This window comes from Streptomyces sp. Ag109_G2-15, from assembly GCF_900215565.1.
GTDB classification, from domain to species: Bacteria; Actinomycetota; Actinomycetes; order Streptomycetales; family Streptomycetaceae; genus Streptomyces; species Streptomyces diastatochromogenes.
On sequence record NZ_OCNI01000001.1, the window covers coordinates 2,758,580 to 2,781,587 of the forward strand.

Here is a 23,008-nt window from a genome sequence, read left to right on the forward strand (position 1 = left end):
GCCTTCGGCTCAGCCCGGGAGCCGTACCAGCCCCGTCTGGTAGGCGATGACGACGAGTTGGGCGCGGTCGCGGGCGGCGAGCTTGGTCATGGCGCGCTGGATGTGGGTGCGCACGGTCAGGACGCTGAGGACGAGTTCGGCCGCGATCTCCGCGTTGGACCTGCCCCGGGCGGCCAGCGCGGCGACCTCGCGTTCGCGGGGGGTGAGGTCGGCGAGGCGTTCCGGGGACATCAGCAGGGCGCCCAGGTCGGGGGCGGCGAGGAAGCGGGTGATGAGGGCGCGGGTGGCCCGCGTCAACACCCCGTCCCTACGGTCCCGTTCATGGCCACACCATCCGACCACCCTGTGGACCCGTTCACCGCCGTGGAGTCTCTCCGGGCGACCCTGGACCGGGCCGGGATCGTCCTGCCGTCCCTCGCAGTCGACCCGGCCACGCTGGCCCTCAACCTCGTGGACCTCGGCCGCGTGCGTGCCGACGTGGCGCTGCGACTGGCCGAGGCCCTCCAACCACGAGGAGCAGCAGCGTGAGCACCACGACGGACATGGCACCGGAGGTACTGGCCGCCCCGGGCCAGCTCCCTCGACTGAATGGTTGGGGCCAGGAAGTACAGCATCAGGCCCCCTTCCGTACGCCCGTCGCCCGGGTGATGGCGGACTCGACCGCCGCCACCCGGTCGGCCAGCAGGCCGAGGGCGGCCACCGCGCGGGTCAGGGGGTCGTCCCCGGGGCCGCCGAGGGTGCGGGCGCGGACGTGGGCGGTCTTCACCTCGGTCCAGCGGGCGGACTGTTCGGGGGTGAGGGTGCCGCGCAGTTCGGCGAGCTTGAGGAGGTTGGCCTCGGCGCCGGTGGTGAGGGTCTGGGCCTCGGCCGTGTAGTGGTCTCTGATCACGGCGGCGAGTTCGGTGGCGTTCATGACCGGGCTCAGGCGCTGGGCGATGCGGTTCAGGTCGCGGTAGGAGCCCTGGAGGCGGAACGGCGGCTCGGTACGGGCCGCTTCGGACTGGGCCGCGGAGGCGATGTAGGCCGCGTTGACCGTGAGGACCGTGTCGCGGGCGTGGAGGAGGTGGCGCAGGAGGGCGAGGACGCGGTCGAGTTCGGCGGGTGGGACGGGGTGGGTGAGGCGGTCCGCGCGGGCCGTGGGGTCGGCCGCGGCCAGGCGGACCAGCAGGTCCAGGTCGGCACGGTCGCGGCCGGCCAGCGGGGCGAGGACCGGGTGGGCGGTGAGGGCGTTCTCGACGAAGCTGAGCGCGAAGACGTCCTCCTTGCCGGTGAGGACGTCGCCGAGGTTCCAGACGTCCGCCCGGTTGGCGAGCATGTCGGGGATGCGGAAGCGGTCCCCGGACTCGGTGTAGGGGTTGCCCGCCATGCAGACCGCGAAGCGTTTGCCGCGCAGGTCGTAGGTGCGCGGCTCACCCTCCCACACGCCGTCGACCCGGCGGGTCGCGTCGCACAGCGGGATGAACCGCTGCAGCAGCTCGGGCGAGGTGTGCTGGATGTCGTCCAGATACAGGAGCGTGTTGTTGCCGGCCGCCAGCGCGAAGTTGATCTTCTCGATCTCGCGGCGGGCGGTGGCGTTCGGGGCGTCGGCCGGGTCGAGCGAGGTGACGTCGTGGCCGAGCGCCGGGCCGCTGACCTTGACCAGCATCAGGCCGAGGCGGTCGGCGACGTACTCCATGAGCGTCGTCTTGCCGTAGCCGGGCGGGGAGACCAGCAGGAGCAGCCCGCCGGTGTCGGTGCGCTTCGACTCACCGGTGGTGCCGAGCTGCCGGGCCAGGCTGTCGCCGACCAGCGGGAGGTACACCTCGTCGACGAGGCGGTTGCGGACGAAGGCGGACATCACCCGGGGCCGGTGGTCGGCGAGGCGGAGCCGCTCGCGTTCGGCGGCCACCAGGGTCGTACGGCGGCGCTGGTACGCGCGGTAGGCCGGGACCTCCCGCTCCGCGAACCGCGCCGTCCGCGCCAGGAACTCGTCCAGGCGCAGCGGCAGCCGGCCGCCCGTCACCCGCGGGTGGGTGCCCAGCAGGCCCTCCGCGGTCGCGGTCAGCGGGGCGTCGCCCTCGTAGCGGGGCAGGCCGGGGCAGAGTTCGGCGGCGACGGCCTCGGCCAGCTCCCCCGGGCCGGCCTCGGCGCCGGAGGCGGTGGCGTACGACGACAGCCACGCCTCGGCGACCTGCCGGCGCGCCGCCGGCTCGGTCAGCGCCTCCAGGTCCCGGGCGTACTCCGAACCGCCCACCGAGTGACGGAACTTCTCCAGCAGCGAGCGCGCGGTCGCGCCCAGCACGAAGCCCTCGGAGCCGCACGTCAGCTCGTCGAAGAGGTACGCGGCGGCGGCACCGGCGAGCGGCCCGTCAGCCCCCGGCACGGACAGTCCCCCACCCGCGTCCGCCCTGCCGGCGCTCCACTGCCCGATCGCCTCCGCCAGCTCCCCCACCAGCTCGACGAGAGCGCCCGACGGACCGAACGCGTCCCGGGCCCGGGCCAGCGACACCGCCCGCCGGGACCAGGCCTCCCGCGCGCCCGACGTCGTGCCGTGGGCCCAGAAGAGCTGGGCCGTGGCCCGGGCGGCAGGCTCGTGGCGCAGGGTGCCGGCGTCGTCGTACAAGGGGAGCAGGGCGGTGAGGATCGCGGTGGTGTCGTGGTCGTGGACCCCGCGCTCGTAGCCCTCGTCGTACGACGCCTGCGCCGCCTCCCGGACGAGGGCCGGAAGGTCGGCCGCGGCGAGGGCGGCCGGGCCGTGCTCGGCCAGCAGCCGGGCGGCGAGGTGTTCGGCGCGGTAGACCTCGGGTGACTCGGACGGCAGGTGGCGGCCCCAGAACGGGCGGGTGTCCGCGAAGCCGGGGTCCGTCACCGGGCGGCGGTAGTCGGTGCCAGTGACCGCGAAGGCGAGGCCGTCGCCGTGCGGGACCAGGGTGAGGTCGAGGGGCTGGGTGTTGACGGCGAAGCGGTGGCCGCCGAGGAGCAGGGTGCGGCCGTCGTCGGCGTAGAGGTCGGTGCGGTCGCGCAGGGCGCGGGCGGCCTCCTGGCGGGCGGCCTTGAGCCGGCCGTCCAGCTCCTCGGCGCGCACCCCGTCGCCGAGGGCCCGCAGCTCGTCGGCGGTGCGGCGGACCTTGGCGACCATCGGGTCGGAGGCGAAGTAGGTGGTGACCGCGTCGGTGTCGGTGAGCGTGGCCGCGCGGCGGTCGACGGTCTCCAGCACCCGGGCGGCGGAGGCGGCCAGTTGCTCGGCGCGGTGGGCGCGGGCGTCGGCGAGGGACTGCTTGCGGGCGGCGAAGGCCTCGTAGATCTCGGTGCGCTTGTCGGCGAGTTCGCCGAGGAAGTCGTCGAACTCGGCGAACCGGGCGTCCAGGTCCTCCACCCGGCCGAGCAGCAGGGCGAGTTGGTCGTCGCACGCCTCGGGGCTGTCGGCGACGGCGAGTGCCGCGGTGACCGCCTGGGCCAGCAGGGCCGTCTCGGCGGCGAACTCGGCGCGGCCCTCGTGGTCGAGGAGGGTACGGCGGCGGGCGTCGAGGGTGGCCCGGGCGCGGTTGACACCGCCCAGCACCTCGGCGATCCGCTCCAGGATGGCGGTGCGGACGGTGGCGTCGGCGATGTCCAGGCCGGTGACGACCTCGGTGACCGTGCGCAGCCCGTCGGCCAGCTCGTCCAGCCGGGCGGCGACGGGGGCGGCCGCGGCGACCGTCTCGGCCGAACCCGCCTCCGCCACGAGCCGTTCGACGTCCGCCTGCTGGGTCGTGAAGGCGTCCGCGCGGGCCAGGAAGGACACCGCGCGCCGCCCGAAGGCCGCGAGGTCGGCCGCCGCCTCGGCGGCCAGTTCGTCCACCCGGGCGGTGTCCGCGTACCGCAGCTCCTTCAGCGTCAGCAGGTGGCCGTGCGCGTGCCGGAGTTCGGTGAGCCCCCGCACCCAGGAGGCGGCGTCCCGCGGGGCCTCGCCGCGCAGCCGGCGCACCACGGCGGCGATCCGGTCCGCGGCTTCCGCCAGGGCCTCGGCGGCCTGCCGGGTCAGGGTCCGTACGGTCTCGAACTCGGCCAGCACCTGCTCGGCAGTCTCCTGCACCGCCGCCAACGGCGTGTGCAGATCGCCGAGTTCGGGCTCGCCCAGCCAGTGGTGGGTGTCGGCGGCGCGCACGCAGGCAGCGGCCAGCTCCCGGTAGCCCTCCCCCGTCCCGATGCCCTCGGTGACGAGCCGGGCGACGGACAGGCAGTCGGCGAGCCCGCGCACGAGGTCCGCGTTGCCGACCCGGGCCAGCGCGCCGGTGCCGGTGCGCAGGGCGGCCGCGTGGGTCTCGGAGACGTACGGCGAGGTCCACCACTGCACGGGGTGCGTGTGCGCGGGCTCGTCGCCGTCGGCGCGCAGCACGGCCAGGGCGCCGTCCTCGAACAGGGCCCAGCCCCGGCAGGGCAGCGGGGTGGCGACCTCCTTGCGGAGGGTGTTGTACGACAGCAGGAGCGTGCGGCCCTCGGTACGGGAGCGGAACGCGTACAGCACGTCCTCGCCGTTGGGCGAGCGTACCTCCCGCTCGAACTCCAGCCCCGCCACGTCGAGTTCGTACGTCTTGTGCCCGCCCGAGGCCAGGTGGTAGCCGCCCGGGAAGACGATCCCCCGGTCCTCGGGCAGCCGGCGGCACGCCTGCCCGATGCCGTCCAGCCGGACCACCGACCGGGTCAGCGTGTCGAACACCAGGTACCGGTCGGCGTCCTCCTTGTACGGCCGCACCCGCAGCAGGACCAGCGCCCCCACCCTCGCGTGCGCGACCCCGGCGTCGGCGAGGGCCTGCAGCGGCTCCTCGACCGGCTCGGCGTACAGCTCCTCGCCCTCCGGGCCGCGCACGGTGAGCCGGCCGCCGACGGTCGCCACACCCAGCCCGCCCGGCACCGCGACGTACGGGTCCCGGCCGAGGACGTGGTCCTCGCGGGTGGTCCCGGTCCAGGCGAAGTCGTGGGCGGGCGGGACCACGTCGTCGCGGTCGCCGCGCGCGTCCAGGAACCGGGCCCCGCCGTCGGCGGTCAGGCTCCAGCGCAGGGCCCGGACGTCGTCGGCCTTCTCGCCGGTACGGAACACGGCCAGCAGCCGGTCGTCCAGGCGGCGCAGCCGCAGCAGCCGGGCCTGCCGGTAGTAGCGGTGCAGGGCGGTGAACTCCCGCACGAACGCGGGGTCGTCGAGCAGTCCGGGTGCGGCGTCCTCGCGCAGGCGGTTCAGGTCCCGGTCGTACAGGGCGAGGACGTCCGCGACCGCCGCCGTCCCGTCGGCCGTCCGGCCGGTGCTGCCGAACAGCAGCACGTCCCCGACGGCGACGACGTCGCAGGGCACGCACGCGTGCCCGGTGCGCAGCCGCCCGGTGGCCGTGAGACCCAGCCCGGCGGAGCCGAACTCCTCGGCGCGGCGGGCGTTCAGCGCGTCCGCCCTCCGGGCGAGGTCGGCGGCCTGCGCGGCGAGCCGGTCGCGCAGCACCTCGTAGGTGCCGGCGTCGACGGTGTCGTACGAGCCCGTCTCCGGGGCGGTTGCCATGGACGGCGCTTCCCTTCAAGGGCTTCGAGTGGGTGAGCAGGGGGCTGCCGGGCCGCCGACCCCCGTACGGCGGCCCGGAGCCGGTCCTCAGTTCCGGGCGGCACCGTTCAGCGCCGTCAACGGCGTGTCCGCCAGGCCCAGTTCGCCCGCCTTGTCGAGGAGTTGGCGCAGCTGAACCGACTGGGGCCCGCCGGACTTCATCAGCTTCAGCAGCAGCGCCGACACCGTCAGGTTCTGCACGTCCGCCGAGCCGAGCGAGCCGAGGACACGGCCCAGGTCCTCCGTGAAGCTGCCCGAGCCGTCCAGCCAGGGCTTCGCCAGCGCCTGTGCCGTAAGGGAGTTGTCCACGAACCCGTCGAGACCCTTGCCGAGCGAGACGGCCGACATGATCCGGTCGAAGAAGACGGACTCCCCGCCGACGATGTCGATGTCGGCGTTCTCCAGGCCGGTCGCGAGGACCGTGGCCTGGGCCTCGGCGACCTGCCGCTGCGTCTCCAGTCCGGCCAGCCGGATCTCCTTCTCCGCCTGCAGCCGCAGCCGGTACTCCTCGTGCCCGCGGGACGCCTCGTCCAGGGCGGCCATCGCGGCGGCCTTCTCGGTCAGGCCCGCCGCCTCGGCCTTCAGCTTCTCCCCGATGCCGGTGGCCTCCGCGAGCGCCTTGGCCCGGGCGCCCTCCGCCTCGGCCTTCAGCCGGGCCTCGGTGGCCTCCGCCGCGGCCCGCGTGCCCTCGGCCTCCGCGAGCGCCTTGGCCTGCGCGCCCTCGGCCTCCGCCTTCAGCCGGGCCCCGGTCGCCTGCGCCGCCGCCTGGGCGCCTTCCGCCTCCGCCAGCGCCTTCGCCCGGGCACCCTCGGCCTCCGCCCGCAGCCTCGCCTCCGCGGCCTGCGCCTCCGCCCGGCCGGACTTCTCGATGACCTCGGCCTCCTTGTCGCGGACCTGCACGGCGGCCAGACCCTCCGCGGCGGCCTCGGCCTGGATGCCCTCGGCGAGCCGCAGCTTGGCCCGGGCGTTCAGGTCGGCGGTCTTCAACCGGGCCTCGGCGAGGGTGAGTTCCTCGGCGGCCCGGTGCGTCGCGGCCTGCTCGGCGGCCTCGGCGGCCTTGATGTCCTTGACCAGCTTCTCCTGCGCCTCCGCCTCGGCGGCGATGACGAGGGACTGGCGTTCGCGCTCGGCCTCCTCTACGACGCGCAGCTTCTTGATGGACTCCTCCTGCTCGGCGACCGTACGGTCCACCGCGACCCGTTCCCGGATGACCTCGGCGATCTCCCGCTTCTCCGCCTCGACCTCCTTCTCGGCGGCGATCTTCGTCAGCTGGGTCTCCCGTTCCCGGGCGATGACCTCCAGCATCCGGTCCTTCTCGATGCGCTCGTTCTCGACGGCGATGACCCGTTCGCGGTTCTTCGCGGCGACCGCGACCTCGCGGGCCTGGTTCTCCCGCTGCACGCCCAGCTGTTCCTCGGTGCGCAGGAAGGCGCCCTGCGCGCGCAGCCGCTCCTCCTCGACGACCCGCGCGGTCTCGGCCTCCTCGCGGGCCCGGGACGTCTCGATCTCCCGCTTCTGCTTGATCTCGGCGTCCGCCTGCCGCCGCTCCAGCTCCAGGATGGCCTCGCGGGCGTCGACGTTCTGCCGGGTGATCTCCTTCTGCTCGGTGCGCTGTGCCTCGTTGGTGCGCACGTGCTCGACCGCCGTCAGCTCGGTGATCTTGCGGATGCCCTGGGCGTCGAGGACGTTTGCCGGGTCGAGCTGGGTGATCGGGGTCTGCTCCAGGTAGTCGATCGCCGCGTCCTCCAGGTGGTAGCCGTTGAGGTCGACGCCGATCAACTCGATGATGTGGTACCGGAGTTCCTCGCGCTTGGTGTACAGGTCGGTGAAGTCCATCTGCTTGCCGACGGTCTTCAGCGCCTCGGAGAACTTCGCGTGGAACAGCTCCTGCAGCGTGTCCTGGTGGCTGGCGCGCTCGGTACCGACGTTCTGGGCGACCTTGATGACGTCCGCCTCGGTCTTGTTGACCTTGACGAAGAACGAGATGCGGATGTCGGCGCGGATGTTGTCCCGGCAGATCAGCCCGTCCCGGCCGGAGCGGCTGATCTCGATCGTCTTCACCGAGATGTCCATGATCTCGGCCTTGTGCAGCACCGGCAGCACGACCTGCCCGGTGAACGTCACGTCCACCTTGCGCGTCCTGGACACGATCAGCGCCCGCCCCTGGTCCACCTTGCGGTACAGCCGGGAGAAGGAGAACAGCGCGAGCAGTACGACGACGAGACAGACGGCGACGAGCACGCCGAGCGCTTCCATGGCATACGTCCTTGTGCGTCAGACGATGAAGACGGAAGCGCCCCCCGGCTCCGGTGCCGGACGCCTTCAGGTGTCCGGCACCGGAGCCATCCGTAGTGCTCCCCCGTGAGGCGATGGTGCAGGAGGGGCGCGCGCCCGCGCATTGCCGGTTCCCGGCAGCGTTCCATAATGATTCGATGCCGGAGAGGCGCTAAGGAACCGTCACCGGCGCGTCAAGATCACGGGGGAGCGGGGACGGCGTGACCGAGCAGGCGATACCGGAGCACTATCTGGACGGCTATGCGCACACCCTGGCCGAGGTCGCGGCCACCGGTCGCCGGCTGACCCGGGAGGAGCTGGCCGTGCGCCGCTCCCTGGGCGAGCAGGCCGCCGACGCCGGCCACGGACTGCGCGCCCTGGTCGTCGCCCACCTGTCCGCCGCCCGCGCCGCCTGGCCCGGCACACCCGGCTCGGCCGACTGCACCCTGGCCGCCGTACAACAGGCCGTCGACGCCTTCGCCGAGGGCTACGAACGCGCCCAGCGGACCGCCGTGCGCCGCGAGGAGGCCGCGCGGCGGGAGTTCATCGACGACCTCCTCTACGGCCGCAGCGACCTGGGCCGCCTCTCCGAACGCGCCGAACGCTTCGGCCTCCGCCTCTCCCGGGCGCACGCGGTCGCCGTCGCCGAGGGCCCGGCCCCGCACGCCGAGGGCGACCCGGTGACCCGGCAGGTGGAACGGGCGGTCCTGGCCCGCTTCGACGCCCGCAGCATCCTGCTCACCACCAAGAACGGCCGGCTGCTGTGCATCGCGCCCGGCGACGAGGACGACGTCCTCACCCACTTCGCCAAGCAGGCGTACGCGGCGGCCGAGGGCTGCCGGGTCGCGGTCGGCCGCGCCCAGCACGGACCCGGCGGGGTCGTGCAGTCGTACGAGGAGGCCCTCGCCACGCTGGAGATGGCCGCGCGGCTCGACCTGAACGAGCCGCTGCTGCGCGCCGCCGACCTGCTCGTCTACCCGGTGCTCGCCCGCGACCGGCAGGCGATGGCCGACCTGGTCTCCCACACCCTCGGCCCGCTCACCGCGGCCCGCGGCGGCCCGCAGCCCCTGCTGGACACACTCACCGCGTACTTCGACTCCGGCTGCGTGGCCGCCGAGGCCGCCCGCCGTCTCTCGCTCAGCGTGCGCGCCCTGACCTACCGCCTGGAGCGCATCCACAAGCTGACCGGCGCCGACCCGGCCGACCCGGCCCACCGCTACCCGCTCCAGACGGCGGTGATCGGCGCCCGCCTGCTGGACTGGCCCGCGAAGCCGCTGTGAGCACTCTGAACAGTCCTTACCGTCCGATGACGTACCGCCCGTCGCACCCCGCTGCGACCGGCCCGCGGACCTAGCGTGGCCGTATGCGTGTACTGGTCACCGGCGGTGCCGGTTTCATCGGGTCCCATGTCGTCGACGCGCTGCGGGCGCGCGGCCACGAGCCGGTCGTGTACGACGTCCGGGACGATCCGTCCGCCGACGTGCGCAACCCGGCTGCCATCACCCGCGCCCTGACCGGCGTGGACGCGGTCTGCCACCAGGCGGCCATGGTGGGCCTCGGCAACGGTGTCGCGGACGCGCCCGAGTACGTCTCCCGCAACGACCTGGGCACCGCCGTCCTGCTGGCCGCGATGGCCGAGGCGGGCGTAGGCCGGCTGGTGCTGGCCGGCTCGATGGTGGTCTACGGCGAGGGCCGCTACGACTGCCCCATCCACGGCGTCGTACGCCCCGGCCCCCGGGCCGAGGCCGACCTGAAGGCAGGCCGCTTCGACCCCCACTGCCCGTCCTGCGGGTCGGAACTGTCCCCCGGCCTGGTGGGCGAGGACGCCCCGACCGACCCCCGCAACGTGTACGCGGCCACCAAACTCGCCCAGGAACACCTCTCCGCCGCCTGGGCCCGCTGCACCGACGGCACGGCGATCTCCCTGCGCTACCACAACGTCTACGGCCCCCGCATGCCCCGCGACACCCCGTACGCCGGGGTCGCCTCCTTCTTCCGCTCGGCCCTGCAACGCGGCGAACCCCCACGCGTGTTCGAGGACGGCCGCCAGCGCCGCGACTTCGTGCACGTCCGCGACGTGGCCGCCGCCAACGTCACCGCGCTGGAGGCCGAGCCGCGCCCCGGAACGCTCACGGCGTACAACACCGGCAGCGGCACCCCCCACACGGTCGGCGACCTGGCCCACGCCCTGTCCGCCGCCCACGGCGGCCCCGACCCACTGATCACCGGCGAGTACCGGCTGGGCGACGTACGGCACATCACGGCGGACTCGTCGCGCCTGCGGACGGAGCTGGGCTGGAAGCCGGAGGTGTCCTTCGAAGAGGGGATGCGGGAGTTCGCCGGGGCCCGCTGAGCAGTCGGCTGACGTCATCCGAGTGAATCAACCACCCCGGAGACCCCAAGAATTCACCGAACTCACGTACAACCCTTGCCATTTACCGAAGGTCTCCTGATCGCGCGCCACCCTGGCGCGCGCGGGATCCACCCCGATCCGTGGGAGACACCTTGCGCAAGCGCACCTTCCTGCTGACCGCCACGCTGCTCGCCTCCGGCCTGACCCCGCTGGCGCTGGCCGCGCCCGCGTCCGCGGCCACGGCGAAGTACGCGGACGACTTCAACGGCGACGGCTACCGCGACCTCGCCCTCGGCGACCGCTCCGCCACCGTGGCCGGCAAGAAGGAGGCGGGCGCGGTCGTGGTCGTCTGGGGCACGGCCCACGGCCCCGACCCCGCCAAGCGCTCGGTGATCACGCAGAACACCCCGTACATCGCGGGCACCGCGGAGACGAACGACTTCTTCGGCGCGAAGGTCACCGCGGCGGACATGAACAAGGACGGCTACGGCGACCTCGTCGTCACCGCCCCCGGCGAGGACGACGGCGCCTACCACGGCACCTTCACCATCCTGTGGGGCTCCAAGTCGGGCCTGACCGAAGGGACTTCGTTCAAGAGCCCGGGCTGCAAGGACTGCGGCTTCGCCAAGGACGTCGCGGTCGGCGACTTCACCGCCGACGGCAAGCAGGACGTCGTCGCCATCACCGACGACTACATCTACGTTGTGCGCGGCCCGTTCACGAAGTCCGGCTCGCGCGGCACGGCCACCAACCTCGACCCGATCGACGGCGAGGACATCAAGCCGGACCTGGTGGTCTCCGGCAAGGTCACCAAGGACGGCACGGCCGACTTCGCCGTCCTCGGCTACGACTCGGACACCTGGACCAACCGCGCCTGGTTCTACCGCGGCGGCCCGGGCGGCCCCACCAAGCCGACGCGGAAGATCGGCCTGCTCGGCGACTCCGGCCTGGTGGACGCGAGCGCCACGATCGCGGACTTCGACAAGGACGGCTACGGCGACCTCGCCGTCGGTCTCGCCCGCATGGGCAAGGGCGGTACCGTCCGGGTGTACAAGGGCACCTCCCAGGGCCCGGGCACCACGGGCACTTCGTTCACACAGGACACGGCCGGCGTCCCTGGCACGCGCGAGTCCGTCGACCACTTCGGTTACGACGTGTCGGCCGCGGACACGAACGGCGATGGCTACCCGGACCTCGCGGTGGGCGTGCCTGGCGAGGTCATCGGCGACAACATGTTCCGCGCCGGCGCGGTCACCGTCCTGCGCGGCGGCAGGGGCGGCCTCACCGGCAAGAACGCCCGGCAGTACGACACCAGTACCCCGGGCGTCGAAGGCGACCCGGCCGACGAGAACGACGCCTGGTTCGGCGCCTCCGTCCTGCTGCGCGACTTCAACCGCGACGGCCGGGCCGAACTGGTCGCCTCTGCCTGGGAGATCGGGCGCCTCCACCTTCTGCCGGGCACGGCTTCCGGCCCCACCGGAACCGGCTCGACCCTGTTCACTCCTCAGTCCCTGGGCCTAGGCAACCGTTCCTCGTTCAGCGCGAGCCTGCCCGACTGACCCCCTCTTCCTCGGAGACACAGACGTGAAGCACCCCCTGCGCGGCAGCACCGCGCTCGCCGCCCTGCTCGTCGCGGGCCTGACCCCGGCGACCCTGTCCACCCCCGCCTCGGCCGCCCCCTCCGGGCTCCAGGGCGACTTCAACGGAGACGGGTACCGGGACGTGGCCGTCGCGGCCCCCGCCGCCACCGTGAACGGCAAGTCCTGGGCCGGCCAGGTCGCCGTGGTCTACGGCACGGCGAGCGGCCTGAACCCCGCCAAGCACCAGCTGATCAGTCAGAACACCGCCGGCATCCCGGACACCGCCGAGAAGGACGACGAGTTCGGCGACCAGATCGCCACCGCCGACCTCAACCGCGACGGCTACAGCGACCTCGTCGTCGGCGCCCCGCACGAGAAGGCCGGCAGTGCCGAGGACGCGGGCACGGTCGTCATCGTCTGGGGCTCGAAGACCGGCCTGTCCGGCGGTACGACGGTGAAGAACCCGCAGACGCTGTACGGCAGTTACTTCGGGCTGAGCATCGCGGCGGCGGACTTCACCGGTGACGGCAAGCCCGACCTGGCGATCTCCGCGCAGAGCGACACCGAGAACCCCAGCAGCTGGCGGGTCCGCCTGATCCGGGGCCCGTTCACCAAGTCCGGCTCGACGGGCAGGGTCTCCTCCTACTCCCCCGGCATCGACAAGCCGGCCCTGACCGCCGGCCGAGTCAGCGGCGACACCAAGGCCGACCTGGTCGTCACCGGTCAGAAGCCCAACGGCGACCACCTCGCCACGGCCGTCTACTACAAGGGCACAGCCGACGGCATCAGCAAGGCGGCGAGCCTGCGCACCGCCGAGACGGCCGCGATCGGCGACCTGAACAAGGACGGCTACGGCGACATCGTCCTCGGCAACCCCGAGGACCCGGCCGACGAGCCCTCGGCCTCCACCGGCGGCAAGATCCACGTCATCTACGGCACCTCGTCCGGCCCGAGCGCCACCCGCCGCGTCTCGTACACGCAGAACACCTCGGGCGTCCCGGACTCCTCCGAGGAAGGCGACCGCTTCGGCCAGGCGCTGGCGATCGGCGACTTCGACAAGGACGGCTACGGGGACCTGGCGGTCGGCGCGCCCGGCGAGAGTTTCGGCGACGACTCGGACTACCTCGCGTCCGCGGGCGCGATCACCCTGCTCCGAGGCTCGTCCGCCGGCCTGTCCACCAGCCGTCCGGTGTTCCTGACGCAGGACAGCCCCGGCGTGCCGGACACCCGGGAAGGGGGCGACACCTTCGGCCGGACGCTCCTCGCCTCCGACGTCAACCGCGACGGCCGGGCCGACCTCACGGCCGTCGCCGACCAGGAGAACGACCCCGAGGGCGCGGTCTGGTTCCTGCCGGGCGCCGCGTCCACGCTGTACTCGACGACGGCGACGACGACCTTCGGCCCGACGAAGGTGGGACTGCCGGCCGGCAAGTACACCGGCTTCGGGGCGGACCTGGCGGGCTAGTTCGCCAGAACGCGGAGATCACACGCTTGTCGTACCCGACCGGATCGGGCACGGATCGAGGGGGCCGATCTGGCCCGGATCGTGGTGACTTCGGAGTATCACTTGCGGCGGCTGTTCTCCGCGCTGGCGGGGGTTCCGCTGTCGGAGTACATCCGGCGCAGGCGGCTCACGGTCGCCGGTGCCGAGGTGCTGGCCGGGGATCGGACGCTGTTGGAGATCGCGGTGCGGTACGGCTACACGTCCGGGGAGGCGTTCGCGTGTGCGTTCCGCGTCGTGCACGGCGTCGGTCCCGGCGAGGCCAGGCGATCCGGTGCGAGTCTGCAATCCCAGCCACGGCTGTCCTTCCGCCTCACCGTCGAAGGGAGCAGCAGTATGCGATACCGGGTCGTGGAGAAGGACGAGTTCCGTGTGGTCGGCAGGAAGGCACGCGTCCCCCTCGTGCACGAGGGGATGAACCCTGCCATCGCCGACTTCATCCGGGGCATCGGCCAGGAGACGCTGCGGCGCATGCGGGGTCTGTCCGATCAGGAGCCGCAGGGGATCGTAGGGGTGAGGGGCCGGCCCATCCACAGCCTGTGTACAGAGCCGCTCACCACCCCGTCAGCAGCAGGTGGTTGAGCAGCAGGGCGAGGAGCGCCTGGGCGGTGAGCCACGCCCGGGGGTGGGGCAGGTACGCGCACGCGGGGAGCAGCCACATCGCGAACGGGAGCCAGATGCGTTCGGTCTCGGCCTTGCTCATGCCGGACAGGTCGGCGACGAGGAGGGCGAGGAGGGTCGCTGAGACGAGGAGTGCCAGGCGGACGGGGGCGGGGTCGGTGCGGTGGGTGAGGGTCGTGGCCGTGCGGCGCAGGCCCGCCGCCGTTGCCGGGCCGGTGATGAGGACCGTGCAGGCCAGGTTGGCCCATACCCAGTAGCCGTAGGGGCGGGTGCCGCCGACGCCCTGGTAGTAGCGGGTCACCAACAGGTGGTACGCCGTCCACCAGTTGAAGCCCGCGAGCGTGAAGGTCAGGGGGACGACGGCCAGTCCGGCGAGGAGAGCCAGGAGGAGGGCGGGGCGCTTGCGTACGGCGTCACGGCCCAGGAGCAGGACCGCCGCCGCGATGAGGGCGAAGAGCGTGAGGCCGTACGACAGGTAGCAGGTCAGGCCGAGGAGCAGGCCTGAGGCGGCCGCCCAGGCGAGGGAGCGTCGCGTGACCGCGAGGGCGAGCAGGGCTACGGACCAGGCGGCCACCGCCGCGAAGTAGGCGTCGGCGGAGGTGCCCAGCCAGACGGCCGCCGGGGCGAGGACCAGGAAGGGGGCCGCTCGGCGGGCCAGGGTCTCGTCGGCCAGGGCGCGTACGGCGATCAGCACCGCCACGCAGGCCGTCGCGCCGGTGAGGACGCACCACATCCCGGCCCAGCCGCCGCCCCGCAGCCCGATCCGGTCGAGGAGGACGAAGGTGAGCGTGGAGGCCGGGGGGTGGCCGGCGACATGGGCGGGCCAGGGGTGGGGGGTGCCGGCGACGATGTGGTGGGTGAAGTCGCGCAGGGTGGCCGGGATGTCGTGGAAGCGGCCGATGACCCGGAGGTACTCCTCGCGGGTGGTGAGGCGGACCGCGATGCCCTGGTGCCAGCCGTCGACGAGGGCGAGGGAGAGGATCCAGGCCGTCGCCGTCGCCCAGGAGGCCGCGAGCAGGGCGCGCCACGGCAGGCGGGCGGCCAGGGACGGGCCGTAGGCCACGGTGGCGGCCGCGAGGAGGGCGGCGGCCGGGGTGCCGGGGCCCACGTGCGGGTCCCATTCGGCCAGTACCGGCGGCCAGTGCACGAAGAGGGTGCGGTAGGTGTCCTGGATGTGCCGGCCGACCAGGACGGCCACCGTCACGAGCAGGGCGGCGGCGACGGCGGCGTACAGATCACGGCGGAGGGAGCGGGTCACGTCGGCACGTTAGGCCGCACGGACCTGCACAGGCCGTCGTACGGGCCGGACGTCAGCGTTTCGTCATGGGTCGCGCACCCTTTCCCGGGCTGGTGCGGGCCTACGGTCGAAGCATGCGCAACCGTCCCCGGCTTCCCACCTCCCCCGGCTTCTGGCGCAGCCCCCTGCGCGGCACCTGGTTCACCTCGGTGCTCGGCCTCGTGCTGCTCGTCGGCATCACCGTGCTGTTCGTGACCGGTCTGGTGTCGTACGCGGCCTACAACCCGAACCTGTCCCGGGTGAACGACACGACCCCGGACAAGGGGCTCCTCGGGTTCTATCTGTTCTCCTGGCCGACCGGCCCCGTGTGGCTGTACCGGTTCACCCAGGGCCTGCACGTCACCCTCGGCATCACCCTGATCCCGGTCCTGCTGGCCAAGCTGTGGTCGGTGGTGCCGAAGCTGTTCACGCTGCCGCCGGCCCGTTCCGTCGCGCACGCGCTGGAGCGGATCTCGCTGCTGCTGCTCGTCGGCGGCGGCCTGTTCGAGTTCACGACCGGGGTGCTCAACGTCCAGCTCGACTACGTCTTCCCCGGCTCCTTCTATCCGCTCCACTTCTACGGCGCGTGGGTGTTCTTCAGCGCGTTCGTGGCGCACGCGGTGCTGAAGATGCCGACCGCGGTGCGGGCCGTGCGGGGGCGGCGACTGCGGGAGGCGGTCCGGTCGCGGGAGGAGGTCCGGTCGCAAGAGGAAGTCCGGCCTCGGGAGGAGGTCCGGTCTCGGGAGGAGGTCCGGCCTCGGGACGACGACGACCTGGTCGCGCCGGACCCCGACCCGCCCACCGTCTCCCGGCGCGGGGCGCTGTGGCTGGTCGGCGGCGGCTCGCTGCTGCTGTTCCTGACCACGGTGGGGCAGAGCCTGGGCGGACCCTTCCGTCGTACGGCCCTGCTCGCGCCGCACGGCGGGGCCGACCCGGTCGGCGGCCCGAACGGCTTCCAGATCAACAAGACGGCCGCGTACGCCGGGATCGACGCGACGGAGACCAGCGCGGAGGCCTGGCGGCTCGTCGTCACCGGGCGCACCGGAACCGTGCGCCTCAGCCGCGCCCAACTGCTCCAACTGCCCTTGCACAGCTCCTCATTGCCGATCGCCTGCGTAGAGGGCTGGTCCACTGCCGACCAGTGGTGGCGCGGGGTGCGGCTGCGCGACCTCGCGGCGCTCGTCGGGTACGACGGAGACCCGCCGGACGTGTTCGTGGAGTCCCTGCAACGGCACGGCGCCTTCCGCCGCGCGGCCCTGCGCGCCAACCAGGTGGCCGACCCGCGCTCCCTGCTCGCCCTGTACGTCAACGGCGAGGAACTGTCCCCCGACCACGGCCACCCGGCGCGCATCATCGTGCCCGCCGCACCCGGGGTGCTCAACACCAAGTGGGTGGCCCGGCTGACCTTCGGAGATCTGTGATGCGCCGTCTACCTGTGGGCAGTCCGCTGCACATCCTGCTGCTCTGCTGCTCGTTCGCGCTCGCCGCGTACGCCGGTGTACGGCTGCTCGCCGGTGACTGGTTCGGGGTGGCCCTGTGGATCGTGGGGGCGGCCCTGCTGCACGACCTCGTGCTGCTGCCGCTGTACTCGGTGGCCGACCGGGCGGTCGTACGCGGTCTCGACGCGGTCGGGCGGCGTGCGTGGGTGATGTACGTGCGGGTGCCGGCCGTGCTGTCGGGGCTGCTGCTGCTCGTGTGGTTCCCGCTGATCCTCGACCTGGTGGACCAGCGCTACCGCCTGGCCACCGGTCAGTCCGCGGGCGTCTTCCTCGCCCGCTGGCTGCTGATCACCGCCGTGCTCTTCGGCGGCTCGGCGCTGCTGCTGGTGGTGCGGGTGCGCAGGGCGACGAAGCGGCGGTCGCCGGCCGTCCACTGAGCCTCCGGGCGCCACCCGGCGGCCCGGTCCGCGAGCCGGAGCAGGGCGGGGGTGCCGATCCGCACCCAGGGGAAGGGGGCGCCGACGGCTTCCCGTCCGTGGGCGACGACCTGCACGTCGGCGTGCTCCTCGACGTCCAGTGGGACGGTCTCGGCGATCAACAGGCCGCCGGGGGCGAGGAGTTGGGCCATGCGGTGCAGCAGGACGGCCGGGTCTCCGCCGATGCCGATGTTGCCGTCCATGAGCAGGACCGTGCCCCAGCGGCCCTCGCCGGGCAGCGGGTCGAACACCGAGCGGCGCAGGGCCTGGCCGCCGACGGTGATGGTGCGGGTGACGGCCGCTTCGCTGACGTCGACGCCGAGGACGGTACGGCCCTGGGCCGCGAGTTCCGCCACCAGCCGGCCCGGGCCGCAGCCGACGTCCAGGACGGCGCCCTCGCAGCGGTCCAGCACCGCCCGGTCCACGTCGTCCGCGCCGGCGCACCAGCGCTCCACCTCCAGCGGCAGCAGCCAGCCGTCGGTGCGGCGCAGGTACAGGGGGCCCCGGCCGGTGCGGAGGGCGGTGGCGTAGGGGTCGGAGGCCGCCCATACCGCCTCGGCTGCGCCTTCGGCGGGGATTTCGTTCCCACCCGCACAACGCGTGCTGCTTTCGTCGTCGGGTGCGGGTGGCCCCAGTGGGGCGCGTTCGCCGTCGGCGACTGCCGCGCGACGCGCGTACCTGGCCGGCATCGGGCCGGTCATCGTGCACCGGTCGCCGTGCAGTCCGCCAGCCGGGCGGCGAAGGTGCCGTGCGGGGCGAGGGCGGCGACGGCGCGGGCGTCGGCGGCGGTGTCGACGTCCCGCAGCCGGGGCAGGTCCCGTACCCGCAGCCCGGCGGCGACCAGGCGCTCCCGCTGTACGGCACCGGTCTGCGGTGTGGACATGGGCACGCCCCGCAGCAGCGCGGGTTCGGGGCGGGCCAGGCCCAGCGCCCAGAAGCCGCCGTCCTCGGCCGGGCCGAAGTACGCGTCACAGCCCGCGAAGTCCACGGTGAGCAGCTCCGGGGTGACCTGCGGGGTGTCCATGCCGATCAGCAGGGCCGGGCCGGCGCAGCGGGCGAAGGCGTCGGCGAGGCGGGCGTCGAGTCCGCCGGCGCACTGCGGTACGACGTCGAAACCGGGCGGCAGCCAGGGGCCTGGCCGGCCGTCCAGCACGAGGACCCTTCGCGTGGCCGGGGTTTCGGCCACCGCGCGCAGGGTGTCGGCGAGGGAGGCCTCTGCGAGAGCGGCGGCCTGCTCGGGCGTGAAGGGCGGGGTGAGTCTGGTCTTGACCCGCCCGGGGAGCGGCTCCTTGGCGATGACGAGGAGGGTGGTCATGTGGGCCTTCCTTGGCTGGTGACCGGGGTTGGTGCTGGGCGGGTGGGCGCAGCTACGCGGGGACAGAGGGCTCGTTCAGGACCCGGCTCATGTCCCGCACCGCCTCCCACGTCCCCCGCCACGTCCCCGTGACCTTCGACGCACCGCTGCGAGGCAGATACGGGACGTCGTGCTCGGTGATACGCCACCCCGCGTCAGCCGCGCGGACCACCATCTGCAGGGGATAGCCGCTGCGGCGGTCGGTGAGGTCCAGCGCCAAGAGCGACTCACGGCGCGCGGCGCGCAGCGGGCCGAGGTCGTGCAGACGCAGCCCGGTGCGGCGACGCAGGAGGCGGGCCAGAGCGAAATTGCCCGCGCGAGCGTGAACCGGCCACGCCCCCCGGCTCTGCGCGCGGCGCCGCCCGAGCACCAGGTCGGCCTCGCCGGCGCGGACCTCGCGGACGAACGGGACCAGGTGCCCGGGGTCGAGGGAGGCGTCGCAGTCGCAGAAGCACACCACGTCGGCGGTGGCGGCCAGCAGCCCGGCGTGGCAGGCGGCGCCGAAGCCGCGCCGGTCCTCGCGGACGACGGTCGCGCCGAGGTCGCGGGCGAGGTCGGCGGAGCCGTCGGTGGAGCCGTTGTCGACGACGAGGGCGCGCCAGCCGGCCGGGATGCGGGCGAGGACCCAGGGCAGCGCCTCGGCCTCGTTCAGGCAGGGCAGCACGACATCCACGTCGGCAGGGGGAGGAGAGGTGCTCGTCACGGCGTTCACCCTACGAAGCCGAACCGGGGCAAAGCGGTCATCGCCTCCTTACGAAACGCGGACGTCGGAGCCGTGACCGCGCCTCCCGGGCGGCGCGGTGCCAGGGTGGATGACATGCAGCAGCCGTACCCATCACCGGACGCGTCACCGGACGCCGAACCGCGGCCCGCCCCCCTGGGCCGGATCCTCGTCGTGGACGACGACCCGACCGTCGCCGAGGTCGTCGCGGGATACCTGGACCGGGCCGGATACGCCGTGGACCGGGCCGCCGACGGCCCGGCCGCCCTCGCGCGGGCCGCCGCGCACCGGCCGGACCTGGTGGTGCTGGATCTGATGCTGCCCGGGATGGACGGCCTGGAGGTGTGCCGGCGGCTGCGCGAGCACGGCCCGGTGCCGGTCGTCATGCTCACCGCGCGCGGCGACGAGGACGACCGCATCCTCGGCCTGGAGGTCGGCGCCGACGACTATGTGACCAAGCCGTTCAGCCCGCGCGAGCTGGTGCTGCGGGTGGAGTCGGTGCTGCGCCGCGCCCGGCCCGCCGTGCCGCGCGGCCCACTGGGCGCGGCGGGTCTGACCGTCGACCCGGCGGCCCGCCGCGCCACCAAGAACGGCGCCGAACTGGCCCTCACCCTCCGCGAGTTCGACCTGCTCGCCTTCTTCCTGCGGTACCCGGGGCGGGCGTTCGGCCGGGAGGAGCTGATGCGGGAGGTGTGGGGCTGGGACTTCGGCGACCTGTCGACCGTCACCGTCCATGTCCGCCGCCTGCGCGGCAAGGTCGAGGACGACCCCGCCCGCCCCCGCCTCATCCAGACGGTGTGGGGCGTGGGCTACCGCTTCGACCCCACCGGAACCGGAAGGGAGGGCGACTGACATGCGCGACACCCTCCTCATCGCCCTCTACGCCTTCCTCGGCGCCGCCGCCACCGGCCTCGCCGGAGCGGCCGTACTGCGCCTGATCCGCCGGCGTTCCCTCACCACCTCGCTCGCCGTGGTGGCCGCCGTCGGCGTGGTCGCCATGCTCGCCGGGACCATGGCCGTGGCCCAGGCGATGTTCCTGTCCTCGCACGACCTGCGGGTCGTCACCACGGTCGTCGCCATGGCGGCCGTGGTCTCCCTGGTGACCGCGCTGCTGCTGGGCCGCTGGGTCGTCGCCCGCAGCCGTGAACTGGCCGACGCCGCACGGAACTTCGGCGACGGCGGATCCTTCGCCGCGCCCGCAAGCCCCGCCACCGCCGAACTGGACGCGCTCAGCCGCGAGTTGGCCGCCACCAGCGCCAGGCTCGCCGCCTCCCGGGAACGCGAGCGGGCCCTGGAGACCTCCCGGCGGGAACTCGTCGCCTGGATCTCGCACGATCTGCGCACCCCGCTCGCCGGGCTGCGCGCCATGTCGGAGGCCCTGGAGGACGGGGTGGCCGCCGACCCCGACCGCTACCTCAAGCAGATCCGCACCGAGGTGGAACGCCTCAACGACATGGTCGGCGACCTCTTCGAACTCTCCCGCATCCACGCCGGCACGCTGCCCCTGAGCCCGGCCCGGATCTCCCTCTACGACCTGGTCGGCGACGCCCTCGCGGGGGTCGGCCCGCTCGCCCGCGAGCACGGCGTACGGCTCGTGGGCGACCGGGTGGAGCCGGTGCCGGTGGAGGTCGACGGCAAGGAGATGAGCCGGGTCCTCGCCAACCTGCTGGTGAACGCCATCCGCCGCACCCCCGCCGACGGCACGGTCGCCATCGCCGCCGAACGGGCCCCCGACGGCGTGGTCCTGTCCGTGACGGACAGCTGCGGCGGCATCCCCGAGGAGGACCTGCCCCGCGTCTTCGACACCGGCTGGCGCGGCACGGACGCGCGCACACCGCCGGCGGGCGCGGGGCTCGGCCTGGCGATCGTACGAGGGATCGTGGAGGCCCATCAGGGCCGTACGACCGTCCGCAACATCCCGGGCGGCTGCCGCTTCGAGGTGACCCTGCCGGCGGCGGAGGCATAGAGCACCACACACCGGCTGTCGCGGCCCGGAAATTACTTGCATTCATGGAAAGTACTGTCCATCCTGAAGGTGATCACCGGGCGGTCCGACCAACCGCCCTTCCGACGCCGGAGGTACACGCATGGCCAGCACGGGGGACCCCATCGACGCACGCCAGGCCGAGCAGGCGCTCGGCACCGCGCACGCGGCTCAGGCCGCGGCGCGGGCGGCAGGCAGCACCCGCTCCCGCGGCCACACCCTCGGCCAGGGCCTGGCCTGCGCCGTCGGCTTCACCACGCTGGGCCTGTCGGGCATCAGCTCGCAGTGGTCCGGCCGGCTCCTGACCGTCGGCGTGCTGAGCCTGGCGGCCTTCCTCGTCCTCGTCTGGCTGGGGGCCCACCACGGCGGTACGACCCCCTGGTTCGACCGGCGCCGCGAGGCCGGCAAGCGGGCCTGGCTGCTCCCCCTCGCCCCGGTCGCCGTGGGCCTGGTGGCCGCCGTGCCGTACGGCGCCCCGGGCTGGCTCATCGGCTTCGGCCTCGCGGGCGGCGTCGAGTACCTGCTGCGCGCGACCCGGACGGGCACCGCATGACCGGCGGGACGGGCGGTCCGCCCCCGGCCCTGGACCGCGAACTCCACCACCCGACCCGGCTGGCCCTCGCCGCCTACCTCTCCGCGTGCGGGGAGGCGGAGTTCGCCGTTCTGCGCGACTACTGCCAGGTGTCCGACTCGACGCTGAGCAAGACGCTCTCCGCCCTGGAGAAGACGGGCTACGTCAGCATCCGCAAGGGCTACCTGGGCAAGCGCCCGCGCACCTGGGCCGCGCTCACGCTCACCGGCCGGCGCGCGCTGGCGGGCCACCTGACGGCGCTGGAAGAGATCGCGTCGGCGGCCCGCAGGGCGGGAGCGGAGCCCGAAGGGGACCGGTCGGAGTCCGAAGAGGACTAGTACTCCTCCTCGTCGACCTCCTTCGTCCCCCGGGCCCGGCCCGGCTCGGGCAGTTCGCCCAGTTGGGAGCGCACAAGCAGGACGTCGCCGATGAACAGGTCGTAGATCAGGATCCCGATGGTCCCGCCGACCAGCGGCCCGACGATCGGGATCCACCAGTAGCCGCTGTACACGCCGGACACGCTGCCCGGGAAGGCATAACTCTGCCACCCGGCCGCATAGGTGAGCAGCCGCGGTCCGAAGTCACGGGCCGGGTTGATGGCGTACCCCGCGTTGGCGCCGTAGGACATGCCGATGGCGGCGACGACGAAGCCCACCAGCAGCGGGCCGAGGTTGGCCTTCACGGCCTGGTTGCGCAGGTCGATGAGGGCGGCGATCAGCATGAGCAGGAAGGCCGTACCGACGATCTGGTCGATCAACGGCCCCCAGATGCCGCCGTGGAAGTACGCGGCCGGGAAGGTCGCGAAGATGGAGAACGTGGCGTTGGTATGCCCGTTCACCTTCGGCCCCGACGCGGCCTGGTCGTAGGCGCTGATCGCGTCGTGGTACACGAGGTAGACCAGCGCCGCGCCCGCGAACGCGCCGACCACCTGCGAGAGCATGAACGGCAGGACCTTGAGCCAGGAGAACCCGCGGCGGATGGCCATCGCCAGCGTCACCGCCGGATTCAGGTGGGCACCGCTGACACCGCCGGCGACGTAGACGCCGAAGACAACGGCGAACGCCCAGCCGAACGTGATCAGCAGCCAGTCGCCGGCCGCGAGGAAGATCGTCGTGGGGGTCGCCGCACGGCCCGAGCCGGGCAGTGCGGCCACTGCCATCGCGACCACGCCGCAGCCGAAGGAGATGAGGACGAAGGTCCCGAGGAACTCCGCCATACACTCGCCCAGCAGGCCACCCCGGCGCCTGAGCCGGGAGGGCTTGATGAGCGGGGGGATTTCGACAGCCATTGAGGCCCCCTCGAAGAGAGCAGTA

At 73.5% G+C, this 23,008-nt stretch carries 17 protein-coding genes and 2 pseudogenes; 11 read left to right on the forward strand and 8 right to left on the reverse strand.

Annotation, left to right across the window (positions count from 1 at the left end):
• Positions 1-9 precede the first annotated feature (9 nt).
• Positions 10-288 (reverse strand): annotated as a pseudogene (locus tag CRP49_RS12260) (response regulator transcription factor); the annotation flags it as partial.
• Between the two features lie 33 nt (positions 289-321).
• On the opposite strand from CRP49_RS12260, the gene CRP49_RS12265 reads away from it, so the two are divergent.
• Positions 322-528, forward strand: a complete 207-nt coding sequence (locus CRP49_RS12265) for a hypothetical protein (RefSeq protein WP_097253400.1) — start codon at positions 322-324, stop codon at positions 526-528.
• Positions 529-613: 85 nt separating this feature from the next.
• Here CRP49_RS12265 and CRP49_RS12270 read toward each other — a convergent pair whose 3' ends face one another.
• Together CRP49_RS12270 and CRP49_RS12275 are read right to left on the reverse strand one after the other, a co-directional pair.
• Entirely contained in the window at positions 614-5,506 is a 4,893-nt protein-coding gene (locus CRP49_RS12270; RefSeq protein ID WP_097253401.1) for a DNA repair ATPase, read from the reverse strand.
• A gap of 87 nt (positions 5,507-5,593) precedes the next feature.
• Complete coding sequence (locus tag CRP49_RS12275) at positions 5,594-7,801, reverse strand: hypothetical protein (protein WP_097253402.1); 2,208 nt, start codon at positions 7,799-7,801, stop codon at positions 5,594-5,596.
• A 239-nt stretch (positions 7,802-8,040) separates the two neighbouring features.
• Here CRP49_RS12275 and CRP49_RS12280 point away from each other — a divergent pair, with 239 nt between their 5' ends.
• From CRP49_RS12280 to CRP49_RS12300, 5 genes and pseudogenes are all read left to right on the forward strand, one after another.
• Positions 8,041-9,099, forward strand: a complete 1,059-nt coding sequence (locus CRP49_RS12280; protein WP_097253403.1) for a CdaR family transcriptional regulator — start codon at positions 8,041-8,043, stop codon at positions 9,097-9,099.
• A gap of 83 nt (positions 9,100-9,182) precedes the next feature.
• Positions 9,183-10,172, forward strand: a complete 990-nt coding sequence (locus tag CRP49_RS12285) for an NAD(P)-dependent oxidoreductase (RefSeq protein ID WP_097253404.1) — start codon at positions 9,183-9,185, stop codon at positions 10,170-10,172.
• 152 nt (positions 10,173-10,324) lie between these two features.
• Positions 10,325-11,731, forward strand: coding sequence for an FG-GAP-like repeat-containing protein (locus CRP49_RS12290; protein ID WP_097257320.1), 1,407 nt, complete (start codon positions 10,325-10,327; stop codon positions 11,729-11,731).
• Between the two features lie 25 nt (positions 11,732-11,756).
• Entirely contained in the window at positions 11,757-13,217 is a 1,461-nt protein-coding gene (locus CRP49_RS12295) for an FG-GAP-like repeat-containing protein (RefSeq protein ID WP_097253405.1), read from the forward strand.
• Positions 13,218-13,271: 54 nt separating this feature from the next.
• Positions 13,272-13,769, forward strand: a pseudogene (locus CRP49_RS12300) (helix-turn-helix domain-containing protein); the annotation flags it as partial.
• Positions 13,770-13,806: 37 nt separating this feature from the next.
• Here the strand turns inward: CRP49_RS12300 and CRP49_RS12305 are convergent.
• Positions 13,807-15,132 (reverse strand): hypothetical protein, encoded by a 1,326-nt coding sequence (locus CRP49_RS12305; RefSeq protein ID WP_097253406.1) that lies wholly within the window; start codon positions 15,130-15,132, stop codon positions 13,807-13,809.
• Between the two features lie 113 nt (positions 15,133-15,245).
• Between CRP49_RS12305 and CRP49_RS12310 the strand changes: the two genes are divergently transcribed.
• Positions 15,246-16,571, forward strand: a complete 1,326-nt coding sequence (locus tag CRP49_RS12310; protein WP_257033378.1) for a molybdopterin-dependent oxidoreductase — start codon at positions 15,246-15,248, stop codon at positions 16,569-16,571.
• A 328-nt stretch (positions 16,572-16,899) separates the two neighbouring features.
• On the opposite strand, the gene CRP49_RS12315 is transcribed toward CRP49_RS12310, so the two are convergent.
• Genes CRP49_RS12315 through CRP49_RS12325 form a run of 3 tightly spaced genes read right to left on the reverse strand, consistent with a single transcriptional unit; the run spans position 16,900 to position 19,131 of the window.
• Positions 16,900-17,754, reverse strand: coding sequence for a bifunctional 2-polyprenyl-6-hydroxyphenol methylase/3-demethylubiquinol 3-O-methyltransferase UbiG (locus CRP49_RS12315; RefSeq protein ID WP_097257321.1), 855 nt, complete (start codon positions 17,752-17,754; stop codon positions 16,900-16,902).
• Between the two features lie 8 nt (positions 17,755-17,762).
• Complete coding sequence (locus tag CRP49_RS12320; RefSeq protein WP_097253408.1) at positions 17,763-18,380, reverse strand: DUF2064 domain-containing protein; 618 nt, start codon at positions 18,378-18,380, stop codon at positions 17,763-17,765.
• 52 nt (positions 18,381-18,432) lie between these two features.
• A complete protein-coding gene (locus tag CRP49_RS12325; RefSeq protein ID WP_097253409.1) occupies positions 18,433-19,131 on the reverse strand; it encodes a glycosyltransferase family 2 protein in 699 nt (232 codons plus the stop codon).
• Between the two features lie 105 nt (positions 19,132-19,236).
• On the opposite strand from CRP49_RS12325, the gene CRP49_RS12330 reads away from it, so the two are divergent.
• From CRP49_RS12330 to CRP49_RS12345, 4 genes are all read left to right on the forward strand, one after another.
• Positions 19,237-19,992 carry a response regulator transcription factor gene (locus CRP49_RS12330; RefSeq protein ID WP_097253410.1) on the forward strand — a complete coding sequence of 252 codons (756 nt, stop codon included), beginning with the start codon at positions 19,237-19,239 and terminating at the stop codon, positions 19,990-19,992.
• Between the two features lies 1 nt (position 19,993).
• On the forward strand, positions 19,994-21,106 hold the full coding sequence (locus CRP49_RS12335) for a sensor histidine kinase KdpD (RefSeq protein WP_094215955.1): 1,113 nt from the start codon (positions 19,994-19,996) through the stop codon (positions 21,104-21,106).
• Positions 21,107-21,227: 121 nt separating this feature from the next.
• Entirely contained in the window at positions 21,228-21,677 is a 450-nt protein-coding gene (locus CRP49_RS12340) for a hypothetical protein (RefSeq protein ID WP_097253411.1), read from the forward strand.
• Positions 21,674-22,033 carry a transcriptional regulator gene (locus tag CRP49_RS12345; protein WP_097253412.1) on the forward strand — a complete coding sequence of 120 codons (360 nt, stop codon included), beginning with the start codon at positions 21,674-21,676 and terminating at the stop codon, positions 22,031-22,033. Before CRP49_RS12340 ends, CRP49_RS12345 begins: the two co-directional genes overlap by 4 nt.
• Here CRP49_RS12345 and CRP49_RS12350 read toward each other — a convergent pair.
• The gene (locus CRP49_RS12350; RefSeq protein ID WP_097253413.1) at positions 22,030-22,983 is read right to left on the reverse strand and encodes an MIP/aquaporin family protein; all 954 of its coding nucleotides are present in this window, start codon (positions 22,981-22,983) and stop codon (positions 22,030-22,032) included. The two genes, CRP49_RS12345 and CRP49_RS12350, sit on opposite strands and share 4 nt — an antisense overlap.
• Positions 22,984-23,008: the final 25 nt, after the last annotated feature.